Annotated in this window: 25 protein-coding genes and 2 tRNA genes; 20 read left to right on the forward strand and 7 right to left on the reverse strand. The window is 62.1% G+C overall.

What is annotated here, in order from left to right:
• Positions 1 to 145: 145 nt before the first annotated feature.
• The 15 genes from B0G57_RS24110 (at position 146) to B0G57_RS24185 (ending at position 13,781) form a co-directional block, all read left to right on the forward strand.
• Positions 146 to 850 (forward strand): CoA transferase subunit A, encoded by a 705-nt coding sequence (locus B0G57_RS24110; RefSeq protein ID WP_018440695.1) that lies wholly within the window; start codon positions 146 to 148, stop codon positions 848 to 850.
• Between the two features lies 1 nt (position 851).
• Positions 852 to 1,493, forward strand: a complete 642-nt coding sequence (locus tag B0G57_RS24115) for a CoA transferase subunit B (protein ID WP_018440694.1) — start codon at positions 852 to 854, stop codon at positions 1,491 to 1,493.
• A gap of 87 nt (positions 1,494 to 1,580) precedes the next feature.
• Positions 1,581 to 2,528 (forward strand): alpha/beta fold hydrolase, encoded by a 948-nt coding sequence (locus B0G57_RS24120; RefSeq protein ID WP_018440693.1) that lies wholly within the window; start codon positions 1,581 to 1,583, stop codon positions 2,526 to 2,528.
• Between the two features lie 112 nt (positions 2,529 to 2,640).
• Positions 2,641 to 2,994: a RidA family protein gene (locus B0G57_RS24125; protein WP_018440692.1), complete on the forward strand. Its 354-nt coding sequence runs from the start codon at positions 2,641 to 2,643 to the stop codon at positions 2,992 to 2,994.
• Between the two features lie 78 nt (positions 2,995 to 3,072).
• A complete protein-coding gene (locus B0G57_RS24130) occupies positions 3,073 to 5,304 on the forward strand; it encodes a RelA/SpoT family protein (RefSeq protein ID WP_020566180.1) in 2,232 nt (743 codons plus the stop codon).
• A 76-nt stretch (positions 5,305 to 5,380) separates the two neighbouring features.
• Positions 5,381 to 5,457: transfer RNA gene (locus B0G57_RS24135), tRNA-Val, on the forward strand.
• A gap of 315 nt (positions 5,458 to 5,772) precedes the next feature.
• On the forward strand, positions 5,773 to 7,680 hold the full coding sequence (thrS, locus tag B0G57_RS24145) for a threonine--tRNA ligase (RefSeq protein ID WP_026229667.1): 1,908 nt from the start codon (positions 5,773 to 5,775) through the stop codon (positions 7,678 to 7,680).
• 51 nt (positions 7,681 to 7,731) lie between these two features.
• Positions 7,732 to 8,253, forward strand: coding sequence for a translation initiation factor IF-3 (gene infC, locus B0G57_RS24150; RefSeq protein WP_083925609.1), 522 nt, complete (start codon positions 7,732 to 7,734; stop codon positions 8,251 to 8,253).
• Between the two features lie 238 nt (positions 8,254 to 8,491).
• Complete coding sequence (gene rpmI / locus B0G57_RS24155) at positions 8,492 to 8,689, forward strand: 50S ribosomal protein L35 (RefSeq protein ID WP_026229666.1); 198 nt, start codon at positions 8,492 to 8,494, stop codon at positions 8,687 to 8,689.
• Between the two features lie 28 nt (positions 8,690 to 8,717).
• Positions 8,718 to 9,077 (forward strand): 50S ribosomal protein L20, encoded by a 360-nt coding sequence (rplT, locus tag B0G57_RS24160; RefSeq protein ID WP_018440686.1) that lies wholly within the window; start codon positions 8,718 to 8,720, stop codon positions 9,075 to 9,077.
• Positions 9,078 to 9,222: 145 nt separating this feature from the next.
• Positions 9,223 to 10,236: a phenylalanine--tRNA ligase subunit alpha gene (gene pheS, locus B0G57_RS24165; protein ID WP_018440685.1), complete on the forward strand. Its 1,014-nt coding sequence runs from the start codon at positions 9,223 to 9,225 to the stop codon at positions 10,234 to 10,236.
• A gap of 32 nt (positions 10,237 to 10,268) precedes the next feature.
• A complete protein-coding gene (gene pheT / locus B0G57_RS24170; protein WP_018440684.1) occupies positions 10,269 to 12,701 on the forward strand; it encodes a phenylalanine--tRNA ligase subunit beta in 2,433 nt (810 codons plus the stop codon).
• Between the two features lie 66 nt (positions 12,702 to 12,767).
• Positions 12,768 to 13,178 carry an integration host factor subunit alpha gene (locus B0G57_RS24175; protein ID WP_020566179.1) on the forward strand — a complete coding sequence of 137 codons (411 nt, stop codon included), beginning with the start codon at positions 12,768 to 12,770 and terminating at the stop codon, positions 13,176 to 13,178.
• A gap of 55 nt (positions 13,179 to 13,233) precedes the next feature.
• The gene (locus tag B0G57_RS24180) at positions 13,234 to 13,644 is read left to right on the forward strand and encodes a MerR family transcriptional regulator (protein WP_018440682.1); all 411 of its coding nucleotides are present in this window, start codon (positions 13,234 to 13,236) and stop codon (positions 13,642 to 13,644) included.
• A gap of 60 nt (positions 13,645 to 13,704) precedes the next feature.
• A tRNA-Pro gene (locus tag B0G57_RS24185) sits at positions 13,705 to 13,781 on the forward strand.
• A gap of 352 nt (positions 13,782 to 14,133) precedes the next feature.
• Here the strand turns inward: B0G57_RS24185 and B0G57_RS24195 are convergent.
• Complete coding sequence (locus B0G57_RS24195) at positions 14,134 to 14,370, reverse strand: hypothetical protein (protein WP_018440680.1); 237 nt, start codon at positions 14,368 to 14,370, stop codon at positions 14,134 to 14,136.
• Positions 14,371 to 14,641: 271 nt separating this feature from the next.
• On the opposite strand from B0G57_RS24195, the gene B0G57_RS32405 reads away from it, so the two are divergent.
• Entirely contained in the window at positions 14,642 to 14,860 is a 219-nt protein-coding gene (locus B0G57_RS32405) for a helix-turn-helix domain-containing protein (RefSeq protein ID WP_018440679.1), read from the forward strand.
• Between the two features lie 152 nt (positions 14,861 to 15,012).
• Positions 15,013 to 15,681 carry an RraA family protein gene (locus B0G57_RS24205; RefSeq protein WP_018440678.1) on the forward strand — a complete coding sequence of 223 codons (669 nt, stop codon included), beginning with the start codon at positions 15,013 to 15,015 and terminating at the stop codon, positions 15,679 to 15,681.
• 94 nt (positions 15,682 to 15,775) lie between these two features.
• Here B0G57_RS24205 and B0G57_RS24210 read toward each other — a convergent pair whose 3' ends face one another.
• From B0G57_RS24210 to B0G57_RS24235, 6 genes are all read right to left on the reverse strand, one after another.
• A complete protein-coding gene (locus B0G57_RS24210; RefSeq protein WP_018440677.1) occupies positions 15,776 to 16,810 on the reverse strand; it encodes an L-idonate 5-dehydrogenase in 1,035 nt (344 codons plus the stop codon).
• A gap of 111 nt (positions 16,811 to 16,921) precedes the next feature.
• Complete coding sequence (locus B0G57_RS24215; RefSeq protein WP_018440676.1) at positions 16,922 to 18,361, reverse strand: NAD(P)(+) transhydrogenase (Re/Si-specific) subunit beta; 1,440 nt, start codon at positions 18,359 to 18,361, stop codon at positions 16,922 to 16,924.
• A complete protein-coding gene (locus B0G57_RS24220; protein WP_018440675.1) occupies positions 18,358 to 18,699 on the reverse strand; it encodes an NAD(P) transhydrogenase subunit alpha in 342 nt (113 codons plus the stop codon). Before B0G57_RS24220 ends, B0G57_RS24215 begins: the two co-directional genes overlap by 4 nt.
• A 10-nt stretch (positions 18,700 to 18,709) precedes the next feature.
• A complete protein-coding gene (locus tag B0G57_RS24225; RefSeq protein ID WP_018440674.1) occupies positions 18,710 to 19,852 on the reverse strand; it encodes a Re/Si-specific NAD(P)(+) transhydrogenase subunit alpha in 1,143 nt (380 codons plus the stop codon).
• 171 nt (positions 19,853 to 20,023) lie between these two features.
• Complete coding sequence (locus B0G57_RS24230; protein ID WP_018440673.1) at positions 20,024 to 21,094, reverse strand: porin; 1,071 nt, start codon at positions 21,092 to 21,094, stop codon at positions 20,024 to 20,026.
• A gap of 160 nt (positions 21,095 to 21,254) precedes the next feature.
• On the reverse strand, positions 21,255 to 22,463 hold the full coding sequence (locus B0G57_RS24235) for an aspartate transaminase (protein WP_020566178.1): 1,209 nt from the start codon (positions 22,461 to 22,463) through the stop codon (positions 21,255 to 21,257).
• Between the two features lie 281 nt (positions 22,464 to 22,744).
• On the opposite strand from B0G57_RS24235, the gene nac reads away from it, so the two are divergent.
• From nac to accC, 3 genes are all read left to right on the forward strand, one after another.
• Positions 22,745 to 23,671, forward strand: a complete 927-nt coding sequence (gene nac, locus B0G57_RS24240) for a nitrogen assimilation transcriptional regulator NAC (RefSeq protein ID WP_018440671.1) — start codon at positions 22,745 to 22,747, stop codon at positions 23,669 to 23,671.
• 219 nt (positions 23,672 to 23,890) lie between these two features.
• A complete protein-coding gene (locus B0G57_RS24245; protein WP_018440670.1) occupies positions 23,891 to 24,409 on the forward strand; it encodes an acetyl-CoA carboxylase biotin carboxyl carrier protein in 519 nt (172 codons plus the stop codon).
• A gap of 6 nt (positions 24,410 to 24,415) precedes the next feature.
• Positions 24,416 to 25,768, forward strand: coding sequence for an acetyl-CoA carboxylase biotin carboxylase subunit (gene accC / locus B0G57_RS24250; protein ID WP_018440669.1), 1,353 nt, complete (start codon positions 24,416 to 24,418; stop codon positions 25,766 to 25,768).
• The last annotated feature ends 50 nt before the right edge of the window (positions 25,769 to 25,818 follow it).

Below are 25,818 nucleotides of genomic sequence, written 5' to 3' on the forward strand. Positions count from 1 at the left end.
AAAGGGCGCGACAGACGCCCGCAACGGACTATTGCGAACCTGTTATTCGACATCGCAGGCCCTAGAATAGGGGAGCGCCGACTTTCGCTCGAGCCGAGCCGGCCGTTCCGGATTCAGGAATCCAAATCGTGGAAGGGACAATCACATGAACAAGGTCTATCCCAGCGCGTCTGCCGCCCTCGCGGACATCGTGAAGGACGGGCAGACGTTCGCCGTGGGCGGCTTCGGCCTCTGCGGCATTCCCGAAGCGCTGATCGCGGCGTTGCGCGACTCGGGCGTGAAGGGCATCACCTGCATCAGCAACAATGCGGGCGTCGACGGCTTCGGCCTCGGCCTTCTGCTCCAGACGCGGCAAGTCAAGAAGATGATTTCGTCGTATGTCGGGGAGAACAAGGAGTTCGAGCGCCAGTATCTCGCCGGCGAGCTCGAGCTCGAGTTCACGCCGCAGGGCACGCTCGCGGAGAAGCTGCGCGCGGGCGGCGCCGGCATTCCCGCGTTCTATACGAACACGGGCTTCGGCACGATGATCGCCGAAGGGAAGGAAACGCGCCAGTTCGGCGAAAACCACTACGTGCTCGAGCATTCGCTGACGGCCGATATCGGCCTCGTCAAGGCATGGAAGGCGGACAAGTCCGGCAATCTCATCTACCGCCGCACGGCACGCAACTTCAACCCGATGTGCGCGATGGCGGGACGCATCACCGTCGCCGAGGTGGAGGAGATCGTCGAACTTGGCGAGCTCGATCCCGATGCGATCCATACGCCGGGCATTTTCGTGCAGCGGATCGTGCTCAATGCGCACCCGGAAAAACGCATCGAACAACGCGTCGTGCGCGCGAAGGGAGACTGACATGGCTTGGACCCGTGAACAAATGGCCGCGCGCGCGGCTCGCGAACTGCAGGACGGCTTCTACGTGAACCTCGGCATCGGGTTGCCGACGCTCGTCGCCAACTACGTTCCCGCGGGCATCGAGGTCTGGCTCCAATCCGAGAACGGACTGCTCGGCATCGGACCGTCGCCGACGGAAGACGAAATCGATCCGGACCTCATCAACGCCGGCAAGCAGACGATCACGACGCTGCCAGGCTCGTCGATTTTTTCCTCGGCCGATTCGTTTGCGATGATCCGCGGCGGCCATATCAATCTCGCGATACTCGGCGCGATGCAGGTCAGCAAGACGGGCGACCTCGCCAACTGGATGATCCCGGGGAAGATGATCAAGGGCATGGGCGGCGCGATGGATCTCGTGGCGGGCGTGAAGCGCGTCGTCGTGCTGATGGAGCACGTGGCGAAGGGCGATCAGCACAAGATTCTCGACAGCTGCTCGCTGCCGCTGACTGGCGTCGGGGTGGTGGACCGGATCATCACGGACCTCGGCGTCATCGATGTGACCGACGCGGGACTGAAACTGGTCGAACTCGCGCCCGACGTAACGGTCGATGAAATTCAGGCGAAGACGGGTGCGCCACTAGACGTCAGCGCCGTGCATTGACCGATCGGCCGGCGGATTCCACGCCGACTGCAAGACGGGCGAGGCAGGCGCTTCGCCCGTTTTTCGTTTTTGCTACGAGGGTCGCTCATGAGCCAGTTGTCCAGCACCGAGTCCAAGGCATCTTTCCCCGCGTCTTCCGGGGTTTCCAACCGCGCCGCCCCGCGCCAACGGTACGTCCAGTGCGCCAACCCGACGGGCTTGCACCGGATCGCCTATACGGAATGGGGCGATGCGGAAAACCCGCGCGTGCTCGTCTGCGTGCATGGCTTGACCCGCTCGAGCCGCGATTTCGACCGCGTGGCGGCTTCGCTGTCAGACGTATACCGAGTCGTCTGTCCCGATGTCGCGGGACGCGGGTTGTCCGACTGGCTGCCCGAGCCGATGCGCTACGGGATTCCGCAGTATGTGGCCGACATGGTCACGCTGATCGCCCGGCTCGACGTGGAAACCGTCGACTGGTTCGGCACGTCGATGGGCGGCCTCATTGGGATGTCGCTGGCTGGCCTGTCGGGCACGCCCGTGCGCAAACTGCTGCTCAACGATATCGGACCCCACATCGAGCCGGCGGCGCTCGAGCGCATCGGATCCTACGTCGGGCAACGCGTGCGCTTCGCGACGCGCGAAGAAGGCATCGGCCATGCGGCGTTGCTTGCGGCCTCGTTCGGTGCGCTGACGAGCGACGAATGGCGCGAAATCAATACGCCGCTGCTGCGCGAGCGCGAGGATGGCGCTTGGGAGTTTCGCTACGATCCCGCGATCTCCGTGCCGTTCAACGCGACGACACCCGAAGCCGGCGCGGCAGGCGAAGCGATGCTCTGGCGGCTTTTCGAGAGCATCGCGTGCCCGGTGCTCGTCGTGCGCGGGGCGACGTCGGACCTGCTTTCGCGCGAGACCGTCGCACAGATGGTCGAGCGCGGGCAGTCCGTCTCGAGCGTCGAGATGGAAGGCGCCGGCCATGCGCCCGCCTTTCTCGACCTTGGCCAAATAGCCATCGCGCGGCGGTTCTTCCTCGGTGAAGACGAGGCGGCGTCATAATATAGGTTCGGCCGCGGCGGGCGAGGGCCTAAAGCGCGAATGAGCAAAGAGGCGCTTTGTCGGACCTGAAGCGCGGCCGGTAACCTTTCACCTCGAACCAGGACCTCATCAAATGGCAGTCATTCGTCATCACGTCGGCAAGCGCCTCTCCGAAATCGCGATCCACAACGGCACCGTTTATCTCGCCGGGCAGATCGCCGAGGATACGACGCAGGACATCACCGGTCAGACGCGCGAAGTGCTGGGCCATATCGATCGCCTGCTAGGCGAGGCGAATAGCGACAAATCGCTGCTGTTGTCGGTGCAGATCTACCTGTCCGACATGGAAAACTTCGGCGGCATGAACGCGGTGTGGGATGAATGGGTCGCGCCGGGCGCGACGCCGCCGCGCGCTACCGTCGAAGCGAAACTCGCCAATCCGGAATGCCTCGTCGAAGTCGTCGTCGTTGCGGCTCAGAAGAGCTGATTGGGACGTTTGCGATCGATCGATCTCGCTGGGCCGACATTGCCTGACAGATAGCGCAAGGTAGCTCGCGCAGTGGCCATGATTACCGAAAACGACGCCGCCACCTTACCTTCGTTCGAGGATGCCATCGCCTTCGTGCGCGAGCACGCGGGCGACGCGCGGCTGCCCTCGGGAGAATCGCTCGCCGCTCATGCCGAGGGCACGGCCTCGATCGTGCGCAAGCTCAACGTCGATCCGCCGGCGGTGCTGGCGGCGGCGCTGTTCACGCTGACGCCGTGCCTCGACGATCCCGAGCACCTGCTGGCCGAACGCTTCGGCGAGGAAGTCGCGCAACTCGTCGCCAACGTGCGCAAGCTGCTTCGCCTCGGCACGTTGAGCCTGCACGCGGCCGCCCAAAACGTTCAGTCCGAGAGCGGGAGCCGGGACGCCGAAGCCGAGCGCCGCGCCCAGATCGAAGCGCTGCGCAAGATGCTGCTCGCGTTCGCGCAGGACATTCGCGTCGTGCTGATCCGCCTTGCTTCGCGGCTGCAGTCGCTGCGCTACTACGCGGCGACGAAAACGTCACCGGGCATTGAAGTAGCGCGCGAAACGCTCGAGATCTACGCGCCGCTCGCGAACCGGCTCGGCATCTGGCAGCTCAAGTGGGAGCTCGAGGATCTCGCGTTTCGCTTCGAAGACCCGGAAACCTACAAGCGGATCGCGAAGCTGCTCGACGAGAAGCGCGTCGAGCGGGAGACCTATGTCGCGCGAGCGATCGAGCAGCTCGAAGAAGAGCTTGCCTCGGCGCACATCAAGGCCGAAGTCAGCGGCCGGCCCAAGCATATCTACAGCATCTGGCGCAAGATGCGCGGCAAGGCGCTCGATTTCGCCGATGTCTACGACGTGCGCGCGTTTCGCGTGATCGTTCCCGACATCAAGGATTGCTACACGGTGCTCGGCATCGTGCACAACCTCTGGCAGCCGGTGCCGAAGGAGTTCGACGACTACATCTCGCGGCCGAAGCCGAACGGCTACAAGTCGCTGCATACGGTCGTGATCGGCGACGACGGCCGCGCGTTCGAAGTGCAGATTCGCACGCAGGAAATGCACCGGTTCGCCGAGTACGGCGTCGCGGCTCACTGGCGCTACAAGGAGGCGGGCACCCGCGGCTATGGCGGCCAGTTCAGCGCAAGCGAGAAGTACGACGAGAAGATCGCCTGGCTGCGGCAACTGCTCGCGTGGAAGGACGACGTTGCCGAGGGCGGGGAAGACGCGAGCAAGCCTTGGGAGCAACTGCGCCAGGCAACGCTCGACGACGATCACATTTACGTGCTCACGCCGCAAGCACGCGTGATCGCGCTGCCGCAGGGGGCGACGCCTGTTGATTTCGCCTATCACTTGCATAGCGAGCTCGGGCACCGCTGCCGCGGGGCACGCGTGGACGGCGCGATGGTGCCGCTCAACACGCCTCTTGCGAATGGCCAGACGGTCGAGATCGTCGCGGTGAAGGAGGGAGGCCCGTCGCGAGACTGGCTCAATCCGCAACTCGGCTACCTGCAAAGCTCACGTGCACGGCAGAAGGTGCGCGCGTGGTTCAACGCCATCGATCTGCAGGAGAACATCGCGAACGGCCGGGCGATGGTCGAAAAGACGTTGCAGCGCGAGGGCAAGACGTCGGTCAGCCTCGATCAGCTCGCGACCAAGCTCGGGTTCAAGTCGCCCGAGGACCTCTTCAACGTCGTCGGCAAAGAGGAATACAGCCTGCGCAACATCGAGCAGGCGCTTTCGGAAGCGCCGCCGCCCGAGCCGCAGCCTGAAGCGCCCGCGCAGTTCGAAAAGCGCGGCAGCGGCGCCAGCGTCGCGCACGGGGCTTCGGCGGGCGTGCTCGTCGTCGGCGTCGATGCGCTGCTTACGCAGCTCGCGCGCTGCTGTCGCCCGGCGCCGCCCGACGACATCAGCGGCTTCGTCACGCGCGGCAAGGGCGTCTCGATCCATCGCAACGACTGTCCGATGTTCCAGCGCATGGCGGCACGCGCGCCTGAGCGCGTGCTGCAGACCGCCTGGTCCGCGGAAGTGCTCGGCGGGCGCGGCGCATCGGTTTATCCGGTCGACATCGCGATCGAGGCGCAAGACAGGCAAGGGTTGTTGCGTGACATCTCGGAGGTGTTCGCCCGTGAAAAGGTAAACGTCGTCGGCGTGAAAAGCCAGAGCCGCCGCGATACCGCGTTTATGCAATTCACCGTCGAGGTATCGAATTCCACGCAGGTTCAGCGCGCCTGCGCGTTGCTCGGTGAGGTCCCCGGCGTCGTGCGCGCCGCGCGCAAAAGTTGAGTCGTCCCAGCTTTTCGCGAATTGCAGAAAAGGGCTTGCCAAGCTTTGATAGGCTCCCTATAATCTCGCTTCTCTCAGGCTCGTAGCTCAGCTGGTTAGAGCACCACCTTGACATGGTGGGGGTCGTTGGTTCGAGTCCAATCGAGCCTACCAACGAAATCACGAAGGCCCGGTTCGCTGGGTTTTCACGGAAGCAAAACACGCTACTCGTAGCGTACAAGGCGAATACGGTTATGACACCGCGAACGTTGACCGGAACTACTTCGGAGCGACGCTAGTCGAGGACCTCTTTCGCCCTTCCAAGTCTTGCTGTTTCAAAGTGAATGCGGCCCCTCGAAAGCGGGGCCGCATTTTTTTTCCCGCTTTCCCGCTTTCGCGCTGGTCGGTTGTTGGGTTTCGAGAATCTGCTGGTAGTCATCAACCGCTTGTTTTATCGCCGCGCGCGCCGCGGCAACCGGAGAGAACGCAATGGTTTCGATACGCCTGCCTGATGGTTCGGTGCGACAGTACGATCATCCGGTGACGGTCGCGGAAGTGGCGGCCTCCATCGGCCCCGGCCTGGCGAAGGCTGCGCTCGGCGGGAAGGTCGACGGCGAGCTCGTCGATACGTCCGCGTTGATCGATCGTGATGCCTCGCTTGCGATCGTCACCGAGAAGGACGCTGAAGGCCTCGACATCATCCGGCATTCGGCGGCGCACCTGCTCGCGTACGCGGTGAAGGATCTGTACCCCGAGGCCCAGGTCACGATCGGTCCGGTGATCGACAACGGCTTCTACTACGACTTCGCCTATCAGCGGCCGTTTACGCCCGAAGACCTCGAGCGGATCGAAAAGCGCATGCAGGAGCTCGCGAAGAAAGACGAGCCCGTTTCGCGCCGCGTCGTCTCGCGTGACGAAGCCGTGGCGTATTTCAAGAGCATCGGCGAGAAATACAAGGCCGAGATCATCGAGTCGATTCCCGCGAGCGACGAAATCAAGCTCTACTCGCACGGCGGCTTCACGGATCTGTGCCGCGGGCCGCACGTGCCGTCCACGGGCAAGCTCAAGGTGTTCAAGCTGATGAAGGTCGCGGGCGCGTACTGGCGCGGCGACTCGAAAAACGAGCAGCTGCAGCGGATCTACGGCACGGCCTGGGCGAAGAAGGAAGATCAGGACGCCTATCTGCACATGCTCGAGGAAGCCGAGAAGCGCGATCACCGCAAGCTCGGCCGTCAGCTCGATCTCTTTCACCTGCAAGACGAATCGCCCGGCATGGTGTTCTGGCATCCGAAGGGCTGGACGCTCTGGCAGCAAGTCGAGCAGTACATGCGCCGACGCGTGAACGCGGACGGCTATCTCGAGATCAAGACGCCGATGATCATGGACCGTTCGCTCTGGGAGGCGTCGGGCCATTGGCAGAACTATCGCGAGAACATGTTCACGACCGAGTCGGAGAAGCGCGACTACGCGATCAAGCCGATGAACTGCCCGGGCCACGTGCAGGTGTTCAAGCACGGCCTGCGCTCCTATCGCGATCTGCCGTTGCGCTACGCCGAGTTCGGCTCGTGCCACCGGAACGAGGCGTCGGGCGCGCTGCATGGCCTCATGCGCGTGCGCGGCTTCGTGCAGGACGATGCGCACATCTTCTGCACCGAGGATCAGTTCATCGCCGAGTCGATCAAGTTCAACACGCTCGCGATGAGCGTCTACCGCGATTTCGGGTTCGAGCACATTGACATCAAGCTCTCGCTGCGGCCCGAGCAGCGCGCCGGCACGGACGAGATCTGGGACCAGGCGGAAGACGGGCTGCGTCATGCACTGACGGCCTGCGGTCTGCAATGGGAGGAGCTCGATGGCGAGGGCGCGTTCTATGGCCCGAAGATCGAGTACCACATCAAGGATGCGCTCGGCCGCTCATGGCAGTGCGGCACGCTGCAGCTCGACATGGTGCTGCCCGAGCGGCTCGGCGCGGAGTATGTCGCCGAAGACAACAGCCGCCGCCGCCCGGTGATGCTGCATCGGGCGATCGTCGGATCGATGGAGCGCTTTCTCGGTATCCTGATCGAGCATCATGCCGGCGCGATGCCGGCGTGGCTCGCGCCGACGCAGGCTGTCGTGATGAATATCGCCGAAAGTCAGGCTGAATACGCCAGCGGGATCGCTCAATCGTTGCAAAAACAAGGAGTTAGAATCGAGGCCGATTTGCGCAACGAGAAAATTAGCTATAAAATACGCGAGCATACGCTCGAAAAGGTCCCGTATCTGCTTGTGGTCGGCGACAAAGAGCGTGAAGCACAAACGGTAGCCGTGCGTGCCCGTGGCGGTGTGGATCTGGGCGTCATGCCGATCGACACCTTCGTTGAGCGCCTGCGTCAGGACATCCAGGCCTTCAAGTGAAGCCACTGCGGCAGCGCGGCTCGTTTTTTTAATCTTTAGAGGAAACGAAACATCGCTACTGAAAAGTCGCATCGCATCAACGGTGAGATCACGGCACCCGAGGTGCGTCTGGTCGGAGTCGACAACGAACCGCTCGGCATCGTAAAACTGGCAGAGGCTTTCCGGCTGTCGGAGCAGCAGGACGTGGATCTGGTGGAAATCGCTCCCCAGGCTTCCCCGCCTGTCTGCCGCCTGATGGATTACGGCAAGTTCAAATACCAGGAAGCGAAGAAGCAACACGAGGCCAAGCTCAAGCAGAAGGTCATCCAGGTCAAGGAAGTGAAGTTCCGCCCGGGGACCGATGACGGCGATTACAACGTCAAGCTGCGCAACCTCGTGCGCTTCCTCGAGGACGGCGACAAGACGAAGATCACGTTGCGTTTTCGTGGGCGTGAGATGGCGCACCAGGAAATCGGCATGCGGATGCTCGAGCGCTTGCGCACGGACCTCGACGAGGTCGGTCAGGTCGAGCAGATGCCGAAGATGGAAGGGCGCCAGATGATTATGGTGCTCGCGCCGAAAAAGAAGAAGTGAGAAGACGTGCGGCGTGCCGGGCGGCTCTTTCGAGAGCCGCCGGTGCGAAGCGTGTCGTCGATTTATGTAGGGTAGGAAAAGCTGGTTTCGGAAACACACCGGGCTTCGAGGTGTTTCCTGAAAACGCGGCGGCCCTTAACGGCGCGCTGCAAACAAGTGGACTGGGTTTCGAAGGGCGGTTGAGGGGCTTTTTGCCGGCCGCACACCCATCGCCATCTAATAAATGGAGTTGTTCGTCATGCCTAAGATGAAAACCAAGAAGAGCGCTGCAAAGCGCTTCGTGGTGCGTCCGGGCGGTACCGTCAAGCGCGGTCAAGCCTTCAAGCGCCACATCCTCACGAAGAAGACCACGAAGAACAAGCGTCACCTGCGCGGTTCGACCGCCGTCCATGATACGAATCTGGACGCCGTTCGCGCGATGCTGCCGTTCGCTTAACCTCAACCGACACTCATAGGAGAGAAACATGCCTCGAGTCAAACGTGGGGTTACAGCACGTGCCCGCCACAAGAAGATCATCAATCTCGCGAAAGGCTACCGCGGCCGCCGCAATAATGTGTTCCGCATTGCCAAGCAAGCGGTCATGCGCGCGGGCCAATATGCCTATCGCGATCGTCGCAACAAGAAGCGCGTCTTCCGTGCGCTGTGGATCACGCGTATCAACGCGGCCGTGCGTCAGCACGACATGACGTACAGCGTCTTCATCAACGGCTTGAAGAAGGCCTCGATCGACCTCGACCGCAAGGTTCTGGCCGACATGGCTGTCTTCGACAAGGCTGCTTTTGCCGCGATCGTGAAGCAGGTGAAAGCCGCCGTTGCAGCCTGATTGATAGACTGCGTGGTTCGTGGCGGCGATATCGGCGGCAAGCCGATATCGCCGCAACAAAAACGGGGGCTCCTCACCGAGCCCCCGTTTTTGTTGGCGGGCAAAACATCGTTAAACACTTCTCGACGTCGAAATGAAGGGATCAATGGATCTGGACCAGATAGTTGCCGACGCGCACAAAGCCTTCGGCGAAGCGGCCGATAGTGTCACGCTCGAAAACGAGAAGGCGCGCTTCCTTGGCAAGTCGGGTGTGCTGACCGAGCTTCTGAAAGGGCTGGGCAAGCTCGATCCCGAGGAGCGCAAGGCGGAAGGCGCGCGCATCAACGTCGCCAAGCAGCAGGTCGAGGCGGCGCTCAGCGCGCGCCGCGAGGCGCTGGCCGAATTGCTGCTGAACCAGCGTCTCGCCGCGGAAGCCGTCGATGTCACGTTGCCGGGCCGCGGCCCCGGCGTGGGGAGCTTGCATCCGGTGATGCGGACGTGGGAGCGTGTCGAGCGGATCTTCGGCTCCATCGGCTTCGATGTCGCCGACGGCCCCGAAATCGAGACCGACTGGTACAACTTCACCGCGCTGAATAGCCCCGAGAACCATCCGGCGCGCTCGATGCAGGATACGTTCTATATCGACGGCAACGACGAGGGCGGCCGGCCGCTGCTGTTGCGCACGCATACGAGCCCGATGCAGGTCCGCTATGCGCGCAACAACAAGCCGCCGATCAAGGTCATCGTGCCGGGCCGGACCTATCGCGTCGACAGCGATGCGACGCACTCGCCGATGTTCAACCAGCTCGAGGGACTTTGGATCGACGAGAACATCAGCTTCGCCGACCTGAAGGGCGTCTATACCGACTTCCTCAAGAAGTTCTTCGAGCGCGACGATATTCTCGTGCGCTTCAGGCCGTCGTATTTCCCGTTCACGGAGCCGTCGGCCGAAATCGACATGAAATTCGAGGAAGGCAAGAACGCCGGCAGGTGGCTCGAGATTTCGGGCTCGGGCCAGGTGCATCCGAACGTGATCCGCAACATGGGCCTGGACCCGGAGCGTTACATCGGCTTCGCATTCGGCAGCGGTCTCGAGCGACTGACGATGCTGCGCTACGGCGTACAAGACTTGCGGCTCTTCTTCGAGGGCGACTTGCGTTTCCTTCAGCAGTTCGCCTGAGCAGACCCAACCACATTCGAACGTAGACACTCATGCAATTCCCAGAATCCTGGCTTCGAACGTTCGTCGATCCGAAGCTCACGACGGATGAACTGTCGCATGCGCTGACGATGGCCGGACTCGAAGTCGAATCGCTGCGGCCGGCCGCGCCGCCGACTTCGAAGATCGTGGTCGGCCGCGTGCAGGAAGTCGTCAAGCATCCCGATGCCGACAAGCTCAACGTCTGCCAGGTCGATGCGGGCACGGGCGCGACGTTGAACATCGTCTGCGGCGCGCCGAACGTCGCCCCCGGCATCAAGGTGCCCGTCGCGCTGGTCGGCGCCGAGTTGCCGCCCGTCGAAGAGGGCGGGGCGCCGTTCCTCATCAAGCTGTCGAAGCTTCGTGGCGTGGAAAGTCAGGGGATGCTCTGCTCGGCGCGCGAGCTGAAGCTTTCGGAGGATCACAGCGGTCTGCTGATCCTGCCTGAAGACGCCGAGATCGGACAGGACATCCGCCAGACGCTGAATCTCGACGACGCCATCTTCGAAATCAAGCTCACGCCGAACAAGGCGGACTGCCTTTCCGTCTTCGGCATCGCGCGCGAGACGGCCGCGATCACGGGCGCGCCGCTCCATCCGCTCGCGATCGAGCCGGTGCCGGTCTCGCTCGACGAGACGCTGCCCGTCAAGATTGCGGCGCCGGAGCTCTGCGGGCGTTTTTCCGGGCGTGTCATTCGCGGCGTCAATGCACGCGCGAATACGCCGCAATGGATGGTCGAGCGGCTCGAGCGTTCAGGACAACGAAGCATTTCGGCGCTCGTCGATATCTCGAACTACGTGATGCTCGAGCTCGGGCGTCCATCGCATGTCTTCGATCTCGACAAGATTCACGGCGGCATCGAAGTGCGTTGGGGGCGTCGAGGCGAGACGCTGAAGCTGCTCAACGGGAATACGGTCGAGCTCGATGAGACCGTTGGCGTGATTGCCGACGATCGCCATATCGAAAGCCTCGCCGGCATCATGGGCGGCGACAGCACGGCCGTGTCGCTCGATACGACGAACGTCTACCTCGAAGCCGCATTCTGGTGGCCGGACAGCATTCGCGGCCGTGCGCGCAAGTACAACTTCTCGACCGATGCGGCGCATCGTTTCGAGCGCGGCGTCGATTACGCGACGACGGTCGAGCACATCGAGCGCATCACGCGTCTCATCATCGACATTTGCGGCGGCAAGGCCGGCCCCGTCGACGATCAAGCCGTCAATCTACCGAAGCGCGAACCGGTGACGATGCGCGTTGCGCGCGCGCAGCGGATCATCGGCGTGCCGGTCGCGGCCGACGAGATCGCGCAGATTTTTGCGCGGCTCGGTCTCGCATTCGATTTCGACGGTGATGTATTCGCCGTTACGCCGCCGCCTTATCGCTTCGATCTCGAGATCGAAGAGGATCTGATCGAGGAAGTCGCGCGCATTCACGGCTTCGAGAAGATTCCGGCGCGTCCGCCCGTGGCCGCGAACGAGATGCGTGCGACGAACGAGACGCACCGGTCGATTCACGCGATTCGCCATGCGCTCGCGGCGCGCGATTACGCGGAGACCGTCAACTTCAGCTTTGTCGACGAGGCGTGGGAAAGGGACTTCGCCGGCAACGACAACCCCGTGCGGCTGCTCAATCCGATTGCGAGCCAGATGTCCGTGATGCGTACGACGCTGATCGGCAGCCTCGTGAACGTCCTGCGGCATAACCTCAATCGGCGGGCGGATCGTGTTCGCGTGTTCGAAGCGGGGCGCGTCTTCCTGCGCGCCCCGACGTCGCCCGCGGGCGAGCTCAGCGTCGAAGGCTACGAACAACCGAAGCGCATCGGCGCGCTTGCGTATGGCCCCGTCGCGGAAGAGCAATGGGGGCTGCCGACGCGGCACGTCGATTTCTTCGATCTGAAGGGGGACGTCGAGGCGCTTTTCGCGCCGCGCGTCGCGCGCTTCGTGAAGGCAGAGCATCCCGCGCTGCATCCGGGCCGCAGTGCTCGAATCGAGATCGACGGTCGCGCAGTGGGCTGGATCGGGGAACTGCATCCTCGCTGGATGCAGCAATACGATTTGCCGCATGCGCCCATCGTATTCGAGATCGATGCCGAAGCGTTGATGCAACGCGCGCTGCCGACGACGACCGAAGTCTCGAAGTTTCCGCCCGTGCGGCGCGACATCGCCGTCGTCGTCGACCAGCAAGTCGAGGTGCAGGCGCTCATCGACGAGATGCAAAGGGCGCTCGAGGAAAGCGGATCGAAGCTCGTACAAAGGGTTGCGCTCTTCGATGAATTTCGTGCAAAATCAAGTACTTCCGGTGGCCTGGCGCCCCACGAGAAAAGCCTTGCCTTCCGCGTGACCCTGCAAGATACTGGCGGCACGCTGCAGGACGAGACGGTCGATGCGGTTGTCAAGACTCTCGTGGATCGTTTGGCTCGAGTCCACGGTGCGCGATTGCGGGGATGAAGCGCGTACCGCGACGGATCGGTGCTGGCGGATGGTGTCGGCACCGAATGGCCGCCGCTCTTAGACATGAAAGAAATGAATTCGAGTGATTTCGAAGCCCTTCTTGCGGCGCAGCGTGGCGCCATGATTCGCGAGATTCCGACACCGCCCGCGAGCGTTTCTCCGGAAACGCCCACCTTGACGAAGGCCGAACTGGCCGAATTGCTCTTCGATAACGTCGGGCTGAACAAGCGCGAGGCGAAGGACATGGTCGAGGCGTTTTTCGACGTGATTCGCGATGCCCTCGAAGGCGGGGATAGCGTGAAGTTGTCGGGGTTCGGTAATTTTCAACTGCGCGACAAGCCTCAGCGGCCGGGTCGCAACCCGAAGACGGGCGAGGCGATTCCGATTGCCGCTCGCCGCGTCGTGACGTTCCATGCGAGCCAGAAGCTGAAGGCGCTTGTCGAAAACGGCGTCGAAGCGAGTTTCTCGCGCTAAAAAAGAAGAACGAGGGGCCGCGCTCGGGCGTTCTTCACCACGCAGGTAGCTGACGATGACATCGACTGTCGAGAAGGTCGAGTTGCCTCCGATTCCGGCGAAGCGTTACTTCACGATAGGTGAGGTGAGCGAGCTATGCGGCGTCAAGCCGCATGTGCTGCGTTACTGGGAGCAGGAGTTCACGCAGTTGCGTCCGGTCAAGCGCCGTGGCAATCGCCGCTATTATCAGCACCATGAGGTGTTGTTGATACGCCGGATTCGCGAGCTGCTTTATGAGCAGGGGTTCACGATTAACGGCGCGCGCAACAGGCTTGATGCGCGTGGCGGGGCGGTCGATGAGGCGGAAGAGCGGCAGGAGAATGCGCAGGCGCCCGCCACGAGTTCGGCGGCGGCGAATGCAGCGAACGTCGATGTCGAGCAGTTGCGCAAGGAGCTACGTGCGGTGATCGAAATGCTGCGCGGGTGAGCGTGCCGAACGAAAGATCGGTTCTAATCGATTGAAGTCTCTGTTATACTTTTGTGCTTTCGGGGCGTAGCGCAGCCTGGTAGCGTACCTGCATGGGGTGCAGGTGGTCGGAGGTTCAAATCCTCTCGCCCCGACCAATACTGATAAGGGTTAGCGGTGTAGTGGCCGCTAACCCTTATGCTTTTGGTGGTCTAGATGATCGGCTCCGAGCTCAAACGCCTGCCGCTACGACCTTCAACGAGTCGAGCTCGACAGCGAGTTCTGCTCCCAAACTCGAATACATGTAGGCAACCGTTGCCCCCCGGCGATCTGAAAGGCGTTCGCCCTTGCTCAACTGGGCCATCACTCTGGAATAGTCTTTATCGGATGGTTCCGTCAGCCGGAGGCTGTAGACGATGTTCAGGAGACCGAACCCGTCAAGATGGAAACAGGTCACTCCCTCCAACACATCGGCGAAGTCATTCTCGCATATGACGTCTCGATCATCAGCTATCGCAGTAGCCGCCTTACGCTGCCGAGCGTAAGCGTCGGCAAAATGTCCTTCTCGATCTTATAGTCGAGGTGCTTCCGGGCAACCCGCGACGCGATCGAGATGCCGATCGTCGCGCCCTTCGGTTCGCGCCTCGTGGGTAGGAAAGGCCAGCCGATGATCAGCAGGGCCAGTCCGGTCAACTCGTCCACGCCGAAGTGCTTTGCTGCCTCGTCGAGCATGACGAGGAAAAACAATTGCGGCGGCGTTAGGGTCGTGTGTATGCCGTATGTGTAGGTATTGTTCGACAGGTTTTAGTCCTCGGAGTCGATCAGGGCGAGAACGTATCAGAACTCGATTCGTCTGGGAATAGACAGATTGGGCTTCCCTTCTGAAGGCTCCTTCAGGCCGCAATGCGGCGTGGCTCATGCCGCCGATTCCTCGGCTGGGATGCCGGAAGTCCAACGCTTGACCAGGAGCGAGACAACAGCGATCCCGCCGTGCGAGCCGTCGACAGACTTGCGAGTGATGAACGGAGTGCGGACGTTCGACTTCAATGAAGCCGCCGCTTTCCTGAAGGTCGACCGAACAACTGCACTCTCGTTGGCTGGCCCAGGCCAACTACCGGGCGCAAAAATCGGGCGAGCGTGGTTGTTCTTGAAGAGCGATGTCGTCGCCTATCTAGAACGAGAGATTGCGGCGGCCGCGGTGACGCCGTCGCTTGATACACGGTCATCGTTTTCATAAGACTTTCGTATCGCACCAGAGCAAGACAGTCTTGGCGTCAAACGGGAGCGCCACATACTGTTATTGCTGCAACGACCTGCGAAGTAGCCCTGTCGAGGGAAGCGTCCGTGCGTTGTCTGCCTGCCTGTTCCATTGCGAGACGAAACCTGACCATGTACAAAGCCATCAGAAAGAATCCTTCTTCGCCTCAAGCCGCCGAAAAGCTTCTGGAGGCGCTGCGCAATATTCCCGTATCTGCGCTGAGCGACAACATGCATCGCAACATTGGCAGCGTCGGACTTCAACCCTATCAACGGCCGGGCAAGATGACGATGGCAGGCACGGCAGTCACGATGCGCTCGCGCGGCGGCGACAATCTGACGTATCTGCGCGCACTGGACTTTTGCCGTCCCGGCGACGTGCTGGTGATCGATGCAGGCGGGGATGTCAACAACGCGGTGGTCGGTGGCATCCTGACGTTTTACGCGGCGCGAGTGGGCGTGGCGGGTCTGGTGGTCGATGGTGCGATTCGCGACGTGGCTGAAATCCGCGATCGCGATTTCCCCGTCTATGCGCGAGGCGTCACGCATCGTGGACCCTACAAGGATGGCCCGGGCGAAATCAACGTGGCTGTCTCGGTGGGCGGTATGGTGGTCAATCCGGGGGATATCGTCGTCGGCGATCAGGACGGCTTGCTCGCGATTCCGCAGGTCGACGCCGGGCACGTTATCGAGAAGGCACTGGCCGTGCTCGAGAGAGAAGCCGAGACCATGCGTGCGATGAAGGAAGGGCGCTGGAGCCGCGCGTTCGTCGATGAACTCGAAGCGCGGTGTAACAACTGAGCCTTGATGTGGCTTTGCTCTTGTTGTCCGCGACGGCATTTTGCTTCGGTGTTAATCAGCGCCGAAAGCCGTCGCAGACAAAAAACCTTCAACTTCAATCGAACGTCATCAACACTTTCATCGATTTCGATCGGTCGCCTGCCGTCTGGAAAGCCTTCACGGATTCCTGATACGGAAAGACGCCTGAGATCAGCGGCTTGACGTCGATCAAGCCTTTGTTCAGCAACTCGACGGCCACCGCGAATTCCTCGTGAAATCGGAACGCGCCGCGCAGATCGAATTCCTTCGCCACGACCGCGTTCATCGGCAAGGTCATTTCGCCGCCGAGCCCGACCTGAACGATGATGCCGCGCGGCTTGAGCACATCGAACGCGCCGCGCAGCGCCGCAGCGTTGCCGCTTGCCTCGAACAGCACGTCGAAGCTGCCTTTATCGGCGGCAAACGGTTGCAGCGCGTCCGGCGCTTCGGCGACATTGAGCGCGATATCGGCGCCGACTTTCAAGGCGCTCTCCAAAGGCAACGTATTCACGTCTGTCACGACGATCGTGGCCGCGCCCGCCCGCCGTGCAGCCGCGACGATCAGCGCGCCGATTGGGCCGCAGCCGGTCACGAGCACGCGCTTGCCGAGCATCGGACCCGCACGCCGTACAGCATGGAGCGCGACGGAGAGCGGCTCGGCCATGGCCGCTTCAGCATCGCTCAACGAGTCCGCCACGAAATGGGCCTGCGACCGGTCGATCACGATCTCCTGACGAAACGCGCCTTGCACGTGCGGCGTGCGCATTGCGCTGCCGTAGTAGCGCATGTCGAGGCAGTGATTGTGAAGACCTTGCTGACAGTATTGACACAGCCCGCATGGACGGCTCGGGCTGATGGCGATGCGCGTGCCGGCAGGCACGTCGATGACGCCCGAGCCGGCGCGCGACACGACGCCCGATACTTCATGGCCGAGCACCATCGGTTCGCGGATGCGGACGGTGCCGAATCCGCCATGATTGAAGTAGTGAAGATCGGAGCCGCAGATGCCCCCCGCCCGAACCCGAACCAGCAACTGATTGGCTTCGGGCTCCGGCGTGGGAACGTCCTCGATGCGCAGATCCAACGGCGCGTGAATAACAAGTGCGTGCATGCTGTTTGCCTGTAATGGTGGAGGCTCGAACGTTCTGCAAACGATAGCGGCGAATCGGCCCGCTGACAAAGAGCGAAGTCGTATGGGCCGATAGTCGCCGCTTATGTGTGGTTAGTCGAGTGCCTTGCTCATGTTTTCGATGACCTTTTTCGCGTCCGAAAAAACCATCATCGTCTTATCCATGTAGAACAGGTCGTTGTCGAGGCCTGCATAGCCCGATGCCATCGACCGCTTGTTGACGATCACGGTACGCGCCTTGTACGCCTCGAGAATTGGCATGCCCGCGATAGGCGACGATGGGTCCGTCTTTGCCGCTGGATTGACTACGTCGTTTGCACCGAGAACGAGGACGACGTCGGTCTGGCCAAACTCGGCGTTGATGTCTTCCATTTCGTAAACCTGTTCGTACGGCACTTCCGCCTCCGCAAGCAGCACGTTCATGTGGCCGGGCATGCGTCCCGCCACGGGGTGAATCGCATAGCGAACGTCGATGCCTTTGCCGGTGAGCTTGTCGGTCAGTTCCTTCAGCGCGTGCTGGGCGCGCGCAACGGCTAGCCCATAGCCCGGCACGATCACGACGGATTCCGCATTGCCGAGCAGGAAGGCTGCGTCGTCGGCTGAACCCGATTTGACGGGGCGTTGTTCGCGCTTCGTCGCACCGTCCGCCGCGGCTTCCGCACCGAAGCCGCCTAGCAGCACGCTAAGGAACGAGCGATTCATCGCGCGGCACATGATGTACGAAAGAATCGCACCCGACGAACCTACTAGCGATCCGGCAATGATCAGCATCGAGTTGTTGAGGGAAAAGCCGATGCCTGCCGCGGCCCAGCCGGAGTACGAGTTGAGCATCGAGACGACGACGGGCATGTCGGCGCCGCCAATCGGAATGATGATCAGCACGCCGAGCATGAAGGCGATGGCCGTCACGACGATAAACGGCAACCATGACTGAGTGACGACGAACGCCAGGCCACAGGCGATCGCCGCCATCGCAAGGGCAAGATTGAGCAGGTGCTGGCCCCCGTACACGACGGGCGTGCCCTGGAAGAGCCGGAAGCGGTATTTGCCGGACAGCTTGCCGAATGCGATGACCGATCCCGAGAATGTCACTGCGCCGATGAACGTACCGATGAACAGTTCGACCCGATTGCCATAAGGCAGCACGCTGTCCGCCGTGGCAAGACCGAATGCGGACGGCTCGATCACCACTGCGCAGGCAATGCATACAGCCGCGAGGCCGATCAACGAATGCATCGCTGCAATCAGTTCGGGCATCTTCGTCATTTCGACGCGAGCGGCGATGACGGCACCAATCGATCCGCCGACAATCAACGCAATGACGAGCAGCGACAGGCCGACTGTCAGGTCGGAGCCCAGCGCCGCGGCCTGTTTTCCGATGAGCGCGATGGTCGTCAGGATGGCGAGCGCCATACCGGCCATCCCGAAGGTATTGCCAAGCCGCGCGCTCTTCGGATGCGACAGCCCCTTGAGCGCCTGAATGAAACAGACCGAGGCGACGAGATACAGCAACGTGACGACATTCATGCTCATCGCTTGGCTCCCGTGGTTCCATTGGCACCATTCACGGCAGAGCTGCCGCTGTCCTTTTTCCTGAACATCTCGAGCATGCGGCGCGTGACCAGAAAGCCGCCGAATACATTGACAGCCGCGAGCGCGACGGCGATTGCGCCGAACGCCTTGCCGGCCATGCCGACCGTCAACCCTGCCGCGAGCATCGCGCCGACGATGACAATGGCGGATATCGCGTTGGTGACGGCCATGAGCGGCGTATGAAGTGCAGGCGTCACATTCCACACGACGTGGTAGCCCACATAGATGGCGAGAACGAAAGTGATCAGATTGGTCGTGGTGTGAGCGATGAGTTCCATCCTGTTCTCCTTATGCGATCTTCAGCGTCGACGCGTCGTGGCCGAGCAACGTGGCCGCGACGATGTCGTCGCCCGTGTCTATCTTCGGCTGGCCATCGGCATCGATGATCAGCTTCAGAAAGTCGAGCACGTTGCGGGCATAGAGCGAGGACGCTTCCGTCGCGACCATAGCGGGCAAATTGGTATAGCCGGCGATATGAACGCCGTGCCTGACGACGACTTCGTCTGTCCCGGTCAGCGTGCAGTTGCCGCCGCAGCGGTCGTTGGCGACCGCGCCGTGACCTGCGGCGAGATCGACGATCACGGAACCGCGTTTCATCGCGCGGACGGTGTCTTCGTCGAGCAGAGTCGGCGCCGTGCGTCCTTGAATCAGCGCTGTCGTGATGACGATGTCGGCCTGCCGGGCCCGCTCGTGCACCAATGCGCTCTGACGCGCGAGCCACGATGCCGGCATCGGGCGGGCATAGCCGCCCACGCCGTGGGCGGCTTCGCGCTCCTCATCGGTTTCATACGGGACGTCGAGAAATTTCGCGCCGAGCGATTCGATCTGTTCCTTGACGGTAGGGCGCACATCCGATGCTTCGATTACCGCACCGAGGCGCCTGGCCGTCGCAATCGCCTGCAGACCCGCGACACCCGCGCCGAGCACGAGTACGCGCGCTGCCTTGATGGTGCCCGCTGCCGTCATCAGCATCGGAAAGAACCGCTGATACAGCGTGGCCGCCAGCAGTACGGCCTTGTAGCCGGCGATGTTCGCTTGCGACGACAGCACGTCCATGCTTTGCGCCCGCGTGGTCCGGGGAATCGATTCGAGTGCGAATGCACGGACGCCTGTCGCGCCGATGCGGGCGGCCTGGTCTGCGTCGAAAGGGTTGAGCATGCCGACGAGCAAGCGGCCGCGCTTGAGATGCGCGAATTCGCCATCGGTCGGTGATTGCACCTTCAGAACGAGGTCGGCATCCCATGCTTCTGTAGTGCCGACGAGCGTCGCGCCCGCCTCAGCATACGCGGTGTCGGAAAAATGGGCGCGCTCGCCAGCGCTTCTTTCGATCAACACGGTATGGCCTTGCGCGGCGAGCCTTTTGACGGTCTCTGGCGTACCGGCGACACGCGTTTCGCCGGGGCGAATTTCGGCTGGAATGCCGATTTTCATCTGGGTTTCCTCCTGAAATAGCTGGGCCTGATTTGACGGATCGGAATCCGCTTCTTGTCGGGAGAGGGGGCGAGCGTTATTGGGAAGCGAGGCGCGCCCCAACGCGATCTGACGGGTGAGGAAACCGGCGGGCGTCGCAAGAGGCCAAGTTCCCTCTGGACGCCGCCGGTACTAGAACCTGTGACGCAGCCCGATTGCGGCTTCGAACAGCGAGTTGAAGCCAAAGAAAGGCTGATTCGATCCGGATGCCGCCGCGAGTGTCGTCCACGCACCCGTCAGGTGGTTGTAGTCCACGCCGACATAGACATCGGTGCGCTTGCTCAGCAGATAGTCGAATGTCGGGCCACTCGTAATGCGAGTGCCGCTTTGACCAGCGTGATGGACGAAATCGACATAGACAGGAAGATCGAGCACGAACGTAGGCGTGATGTAGTACTGGACGGCAGCCGAGAAAGAGTCGTTGCGGTAGTCAGCGGGATAGACATGGCTGTAGATGTACGAGCCGAACAACTTCGCCGCGCCGAACTTGTACGTTGCGCCCGCTGTGAAAATCTTCTGTGAGCTATCGGGGATCGTCACTCCGAAGTACGTGCTGCCATAGGCCGTGGTGGCAGGATTCAGGCCGCCGATGTTGTTGACGATCTGGTAGGCCGCACCGACGTTCAAGGGGCCGTTGTCATACGAAATGCTCACGGCAGGCGACGAGTTCTGGTGGAAATTGCCTGCTGTCTGGCCGAATGTATAGGCCCCCTTGAGCGTGAAGCCGGCAAGCGTAGGCGAGGTGTAACGGACCGTATTGTCGAGGCGCCCGCCGCCCGTCAAGCCCGCGCCCTGAAAGCCGACCGTGCCCGTGTAATTGGCGAACGCATAGATATCGTGCGTCCAGCCCGTTTCGTGCACTAGCGTGTACTGGCGTCCCAACGTCACCGTGCCGTACGGGCTGCTCAAGCCGACCAGCGCGGTGCGGCCGAACAGGCGCGCCGCGCCGGATGGCGTCGACTGCTGCGTCACGCCCGTATTCGGCGTGAAGCCGCCTTCCAGCTGGAAAATGGCTGCCAGACCGGCGCCCAGATCTTCGGTGCCTTGCAGGCCCCACCGGCTGCCCTGAATTTCTCCGCCGCTACCCATCGTGAAGAGTTTGCCGCCGGACTTGTTCTGATGCGTATCGAAGCGAACTGCTTCATCGATAATGCCGTAGAGTGTGACGCTCGATTGCGCGCATACTGCCCCAGAGGCAGCCAAAGCCGGTAAACTTAGTAGTCCTAATAGTAATTTTTTCAAGAATAGATCCCCTTGCCTGTTAACGAAAAAAGAAATCGCTAATCCGACTGCCGCGTCCTGTCGGCGCAGCATGCCTTTCTCATCATGCGACGGGCTCGCGAGAGGCGCCGTCGCATCACTCTCAGTCGAGCGCGGCGACGGCGTCTGCGATCTTCCGGCAACCTTCGTCGATGACGTCGATGCTCGTCGCGATCGACATGCGGAAGAAGGGCGATACGCCATAAGCGGATCCGGCGACGAGTGCGACGCCGGCCTGTTCGAGCAGATACAGGACGACATCCGTATCGCCTTCGAGGCGCTCACCTTGCGGCGTCGTGCGTCCGATCAGACCGCTGCAGTTGACGTAGAGATAAAACGCGCCGCCCGGTGTCTTGCAACTGATGCCGGGAATGGCGTTGAGCGATTCGAGCGCGCGATCGCGGCGCGCCCTATACGTCTGCACGGATTCCTGCACGAAGGTCTGATCGCCCGTCAGTGCGGCGAGCGCCGCGGCCTGACTGATCGTGCAGGCATTGCTGGTCGATTGCGATTGCAGCGTGTCGAGTGCAGCGATCAGGTCGGCGGGACCGGCCACGTAGCCGATACGCCAGCCCGTCATCGCGTACGTCTTAGACACGCCGTTGACCACTAGCGTGCGCGATGCGAGCGCCGGTTCGATGGCCAGCAGGTGTGGCGTGGCGTCGCTGTCGAAGCGGATGTGCTCGTAGATGTCGTCCATCATCACCAGCACGTTCGGATGACGCAGCAGGACGTCGGCGAGTGCGCGCAGTTCCCGGCCCGTATAAGTCGCGCCCGTCGGATTGGTCGGAGAATTGATGATCAGCCAGCGCGTGCGCGATGTGATTGCGGCTTCGAGCAGAGCAGGAGTGAGCTTGAAGCCGTCCTCTTCGGTGCAAGGGACGACGACGGGCACGCCGTCGCATGCGAGTGCCATGTCCGGATAGGAGACCCAGTACGGCGCGGGAATCAGCACCTCATCACCGGCTTCGACCGTGATGGCGAGCGCATTGAAGATCGCATGCTTGGCGCCGCACGTCACGATGATGTCTTTGGGGTCGTACGGGAGGCCGTTCTCGCGTTGCAGCTTCGCCGCGATCGCGGCCCGCAGCGCGGGCGTGCCGGCCGTCGCCGTGTAGCGCGTTTCGCCGCGTTCCATCGCGTCGAAGGCAGCCTTGCGGATATGCGCGGGCGTGTCAAAATCGGGCTCGCCGACCACCAGATTGACGATGTGTTTTCCCTGCCGCCTCAGTTCCGCAGCCCTATCGGCCGCCGCGCTGCTTGGTGATGGTTTGATCCGCTGGACGCGGGCCGCGATGCGCGATGCACTCACACTTGACTCCTCGACGGCATTTGATGAGGCTTCACATTAAGCGCGCGAAAAAGTTCAAGCCAAGATGACTTTCCGCTGGCGCAATAACATCCACTTATGACGCGGCGCGATGCACGCGCCCCGATGAACGTATGACGGACGGCTGCAGAAGGCCGTCTGCAGCCGCAGCATGCGCGGTGAGCGACGATGCTGCACGAGGCGAGGGTAAGGATTTCGACGACTGTCCGTAGGCCGGAGCTTGCCCTATCATGGTTGCAATTCGTCAACCTTGAGATGCCACCGTGAATCTGCGGCGTTTGAAGTATTTCGTGAAGATCGTCGATATCGGCAGCTTGACTCAGGCCGCCGAAGTGCTTCATATCGCGCAGCCGGCATTGAGCCAGCAGCTGATCACGCTCGAAGACGAGTTCCAGCAGCAGTTGCTCGTGCGCACAAAGCGCGGTGTCACGACCACGGAGGCCGGCGCGACCCTTTACCGCCACGCACAACTGATTCTTCGTCAGTACGAACAGGCTCAGGCCGACGTGAAAAGCGCCGGCCAGACCTTGTCCGGGCAGGTATCCGTCGGGCTTGCGCCGGGTACGGGCGCGTCGGCGCTGTCGCTGCCGCTGCTGCGCACCGTGCGTGCGCGGCATCCGAGCATCCTGCTCTATATTAACGAGAACTTCGGCACGACGCTCAGCGAGCTCATCATGAATGGGCGCATGGACATGGCCGTGCTGTACGGCGACAAGCCGGTTCACGGCCTGTCGTTCCAGCTGCTGATGAACGAGGAGATGTTTCTCGTCGCGCCGCGCAGCATGGGGATCGTGCAGGAGAAGATCGCTGTCACGGACTTGCGCGACGTGCCGCTTCTGTTGCCTCGCCCGTATAACTATCTGCGCAAATACGTCGACGAAGGGTTTGCGAGCGTGCAGATGATGCCGAACGTGGTTGCCGAAATCGAATCCGCATCGACCTTGTCGGCTGCTGTCGGCGCGGGGATCGGCGCGACCATTCTGCCTGAATCCACCGCGCGGGTGGTGGCGGCGGCGGGCGACATCGTGCAGTCGCGCATCGTGTCGCCCGTCATCAAGATTCCGCTATCGGTCTGCCTGTCCGACCACTTGCCGCTCTCCGAGCCTGCCGCCGCCGTCAAGGATATCCTGCTCGAACTGGCCGGCGACCTCGCGCTCGGCGTGCGCGTCGTGCCTGGCGCCGATACATAAGCGCGCCTTATCGCGACAAAGCCAAACCGTCTTGGCGCAAATTTTCTGCGCCGGATACATTGAGTCCATCGCCAGTCGCCCGGCGTGCAGTGAGCCGGCGCGATAAGGCTTGCCGTCGAGCTGGCGACACAACGGCCCTAAGTCAGCCCCGTCGCGCAGCCGCGGTGTTTCGCGCACGCCGCTCTTGCCGCGTGCGCCTAACCGGCTACGGGCTCAAGGATGGATCTTCAGAAGATAAAAGCACTGATCGACCTGCTGGCGGAATCGCCGCTCGACAGGCTCGAGGTGATCGAAGGCGAGGAACGGGTCAAGCTTGTCAAGGCAAAACGTCGTGGCGGCCGCGGCGCTGTGCAACGGGGCGAAGACCGCTCCGCTGCGCCGCTCCTGGGCGAGCGGCAAGAGAGGGGCGAGCCGTTCGATGAGACGACGAATGCCGTCGACACCACCCGCGCAGCAACCAGTGCGCGCAGCGCGACGGCTGCGACGGCTGCGACGGCCGACACACCGCAGATCGTTCGCGCACCGATGTTCGGCATCGTTCACCTCACGCCGTCGCCGGGTGAAGCGCCGTTCGTGCAGGTGGGCGACTCCGTCGTAGAAGGGCAGGTGCTGTGCACGATTGAAGCGATGAAGATGTTCAACGCGATCGAGTGCGATTGCCGCGGCACGCTATACGAGGTGCTCGTCGCGCCTGGTAGCGAAGTCGAATCGGGTCAACCGCTCTTTCGCATCGGCTGATCGACCATGTTCAACAAGGTACTGATTGCCAATCGCGGCGAAATTGCGCTTCGCATCCAGCGTGCGTGTCACGAACTGGGGCTCAAGACGGTCGCCGTCTATTCCGAGCCGGACGTCGATGCGCGCTACGTTCGGTTGGCCGATGAGGCGCTATGCATCGGCCCTGCATCGCCGGGCCAGAGCTATCTGAGCCATGCCGCGATTCTGTTTGCGGCCCACGTGAGCGGAGCAGAAGCGATTCATCCCGGTTACGGGTTCCTCTCCGAGAACGCGGACTTTGCCGCTGAAATCGAAGCGGCGGGGCTCACCTTTATCGGCCCGGCGCCGCATTCGATCCGCACGATGGGCGACAAGGTCGCCGCCAAGCGCGCGATGCGCGCAGCGGGCGTGCCTTGCGTGCCGGGGCCGGACGGCAGCCTGCCGGACGATCCCGACCTCATCATGCGGATCGCGGAAGAGATCGGCTTTCCCGTGATCGTGAAGGCAGCAGGGGGCGGCGGCGGGCGTGGCATGCGGGTCGTGCGCGAGCCCGATCAACTGCTGGAGGCGGTTACCGTGACACGTGAGGAAGCTCGCCGCGCGTTTGGCAAGTCCGAGCTTTACGTCGAGAAATTCCTCCAGTATCCGCGCCATGTCGAAATCCAGGTCCTGTGCGATACGCACGGTAACGCTTTGTGGCTTGGCTCACGCGACTGCTCGCTGCAACGCCGGCATCAGAAAGTGCTGGAGGAGGCGCCCGCGCCGGGCATTGATCCGCAGCTGATTCGCCATGTAGGCGAACGCTGCGCGCAAGCGTGCCGGCAGATCGGCTATCGCGGAGCGGGCACCTTCGAATTTCTGTTCGAAGATGACTGCTTCTACTTCATCGAAATGAATACACGGCTGCAGGTCGAGCACCCCGTGACCGAAATGACCTCGGGCATTGACATCGTGCGAGAGCAGATTCGCATCGCACAAGGTCACGCACTGAGTGTGAGTCAGCGCGATATCCGCACGCAAGGGCACGCTTTTGAATGCCGGATCAACGCGGAAGATCCGTTTTCGTTCGTGCCTTGCCCGGGCAAGATCGAGGTGTGGGAATTGCCCGGCGGCAACGGCGTCCGCGTGGATTCGCACATTAGCAGCGGTTCCGTCGTCCCGCCCTATTACGACTCGCTGATCGCCAAGGTCATCACGCACGGCGACACGCGCGACGAGGCGTTGACACGCATGCGTGCCGCGCTGTCGGAACTGCGCATCGAAGGCATACGCACCAACGTGCCGCTGCATCGCGCCATGCTCGGCGACGAGGGGTTCCAGGCAGGCGGGGTCGATATACATCATCTCGAGCGCTGGCTCGCAGAAAGGAAGCAGGTATGACGCTGACCATTGAGCATGCGTCGATGGGTGACTCGGCCACATCCCGTGGG

Origin of the sequence: Trinickia symbiotica, from assembly GCF_002934455.1 — a bacterium.
Classification (GTDB): domain Bacteria; phylum Pseudomonadota; class Gammaproteobacteria; order Burkholderiales; family Burkholderiaceae; genus Trinickia; species Trinickia symbiotica.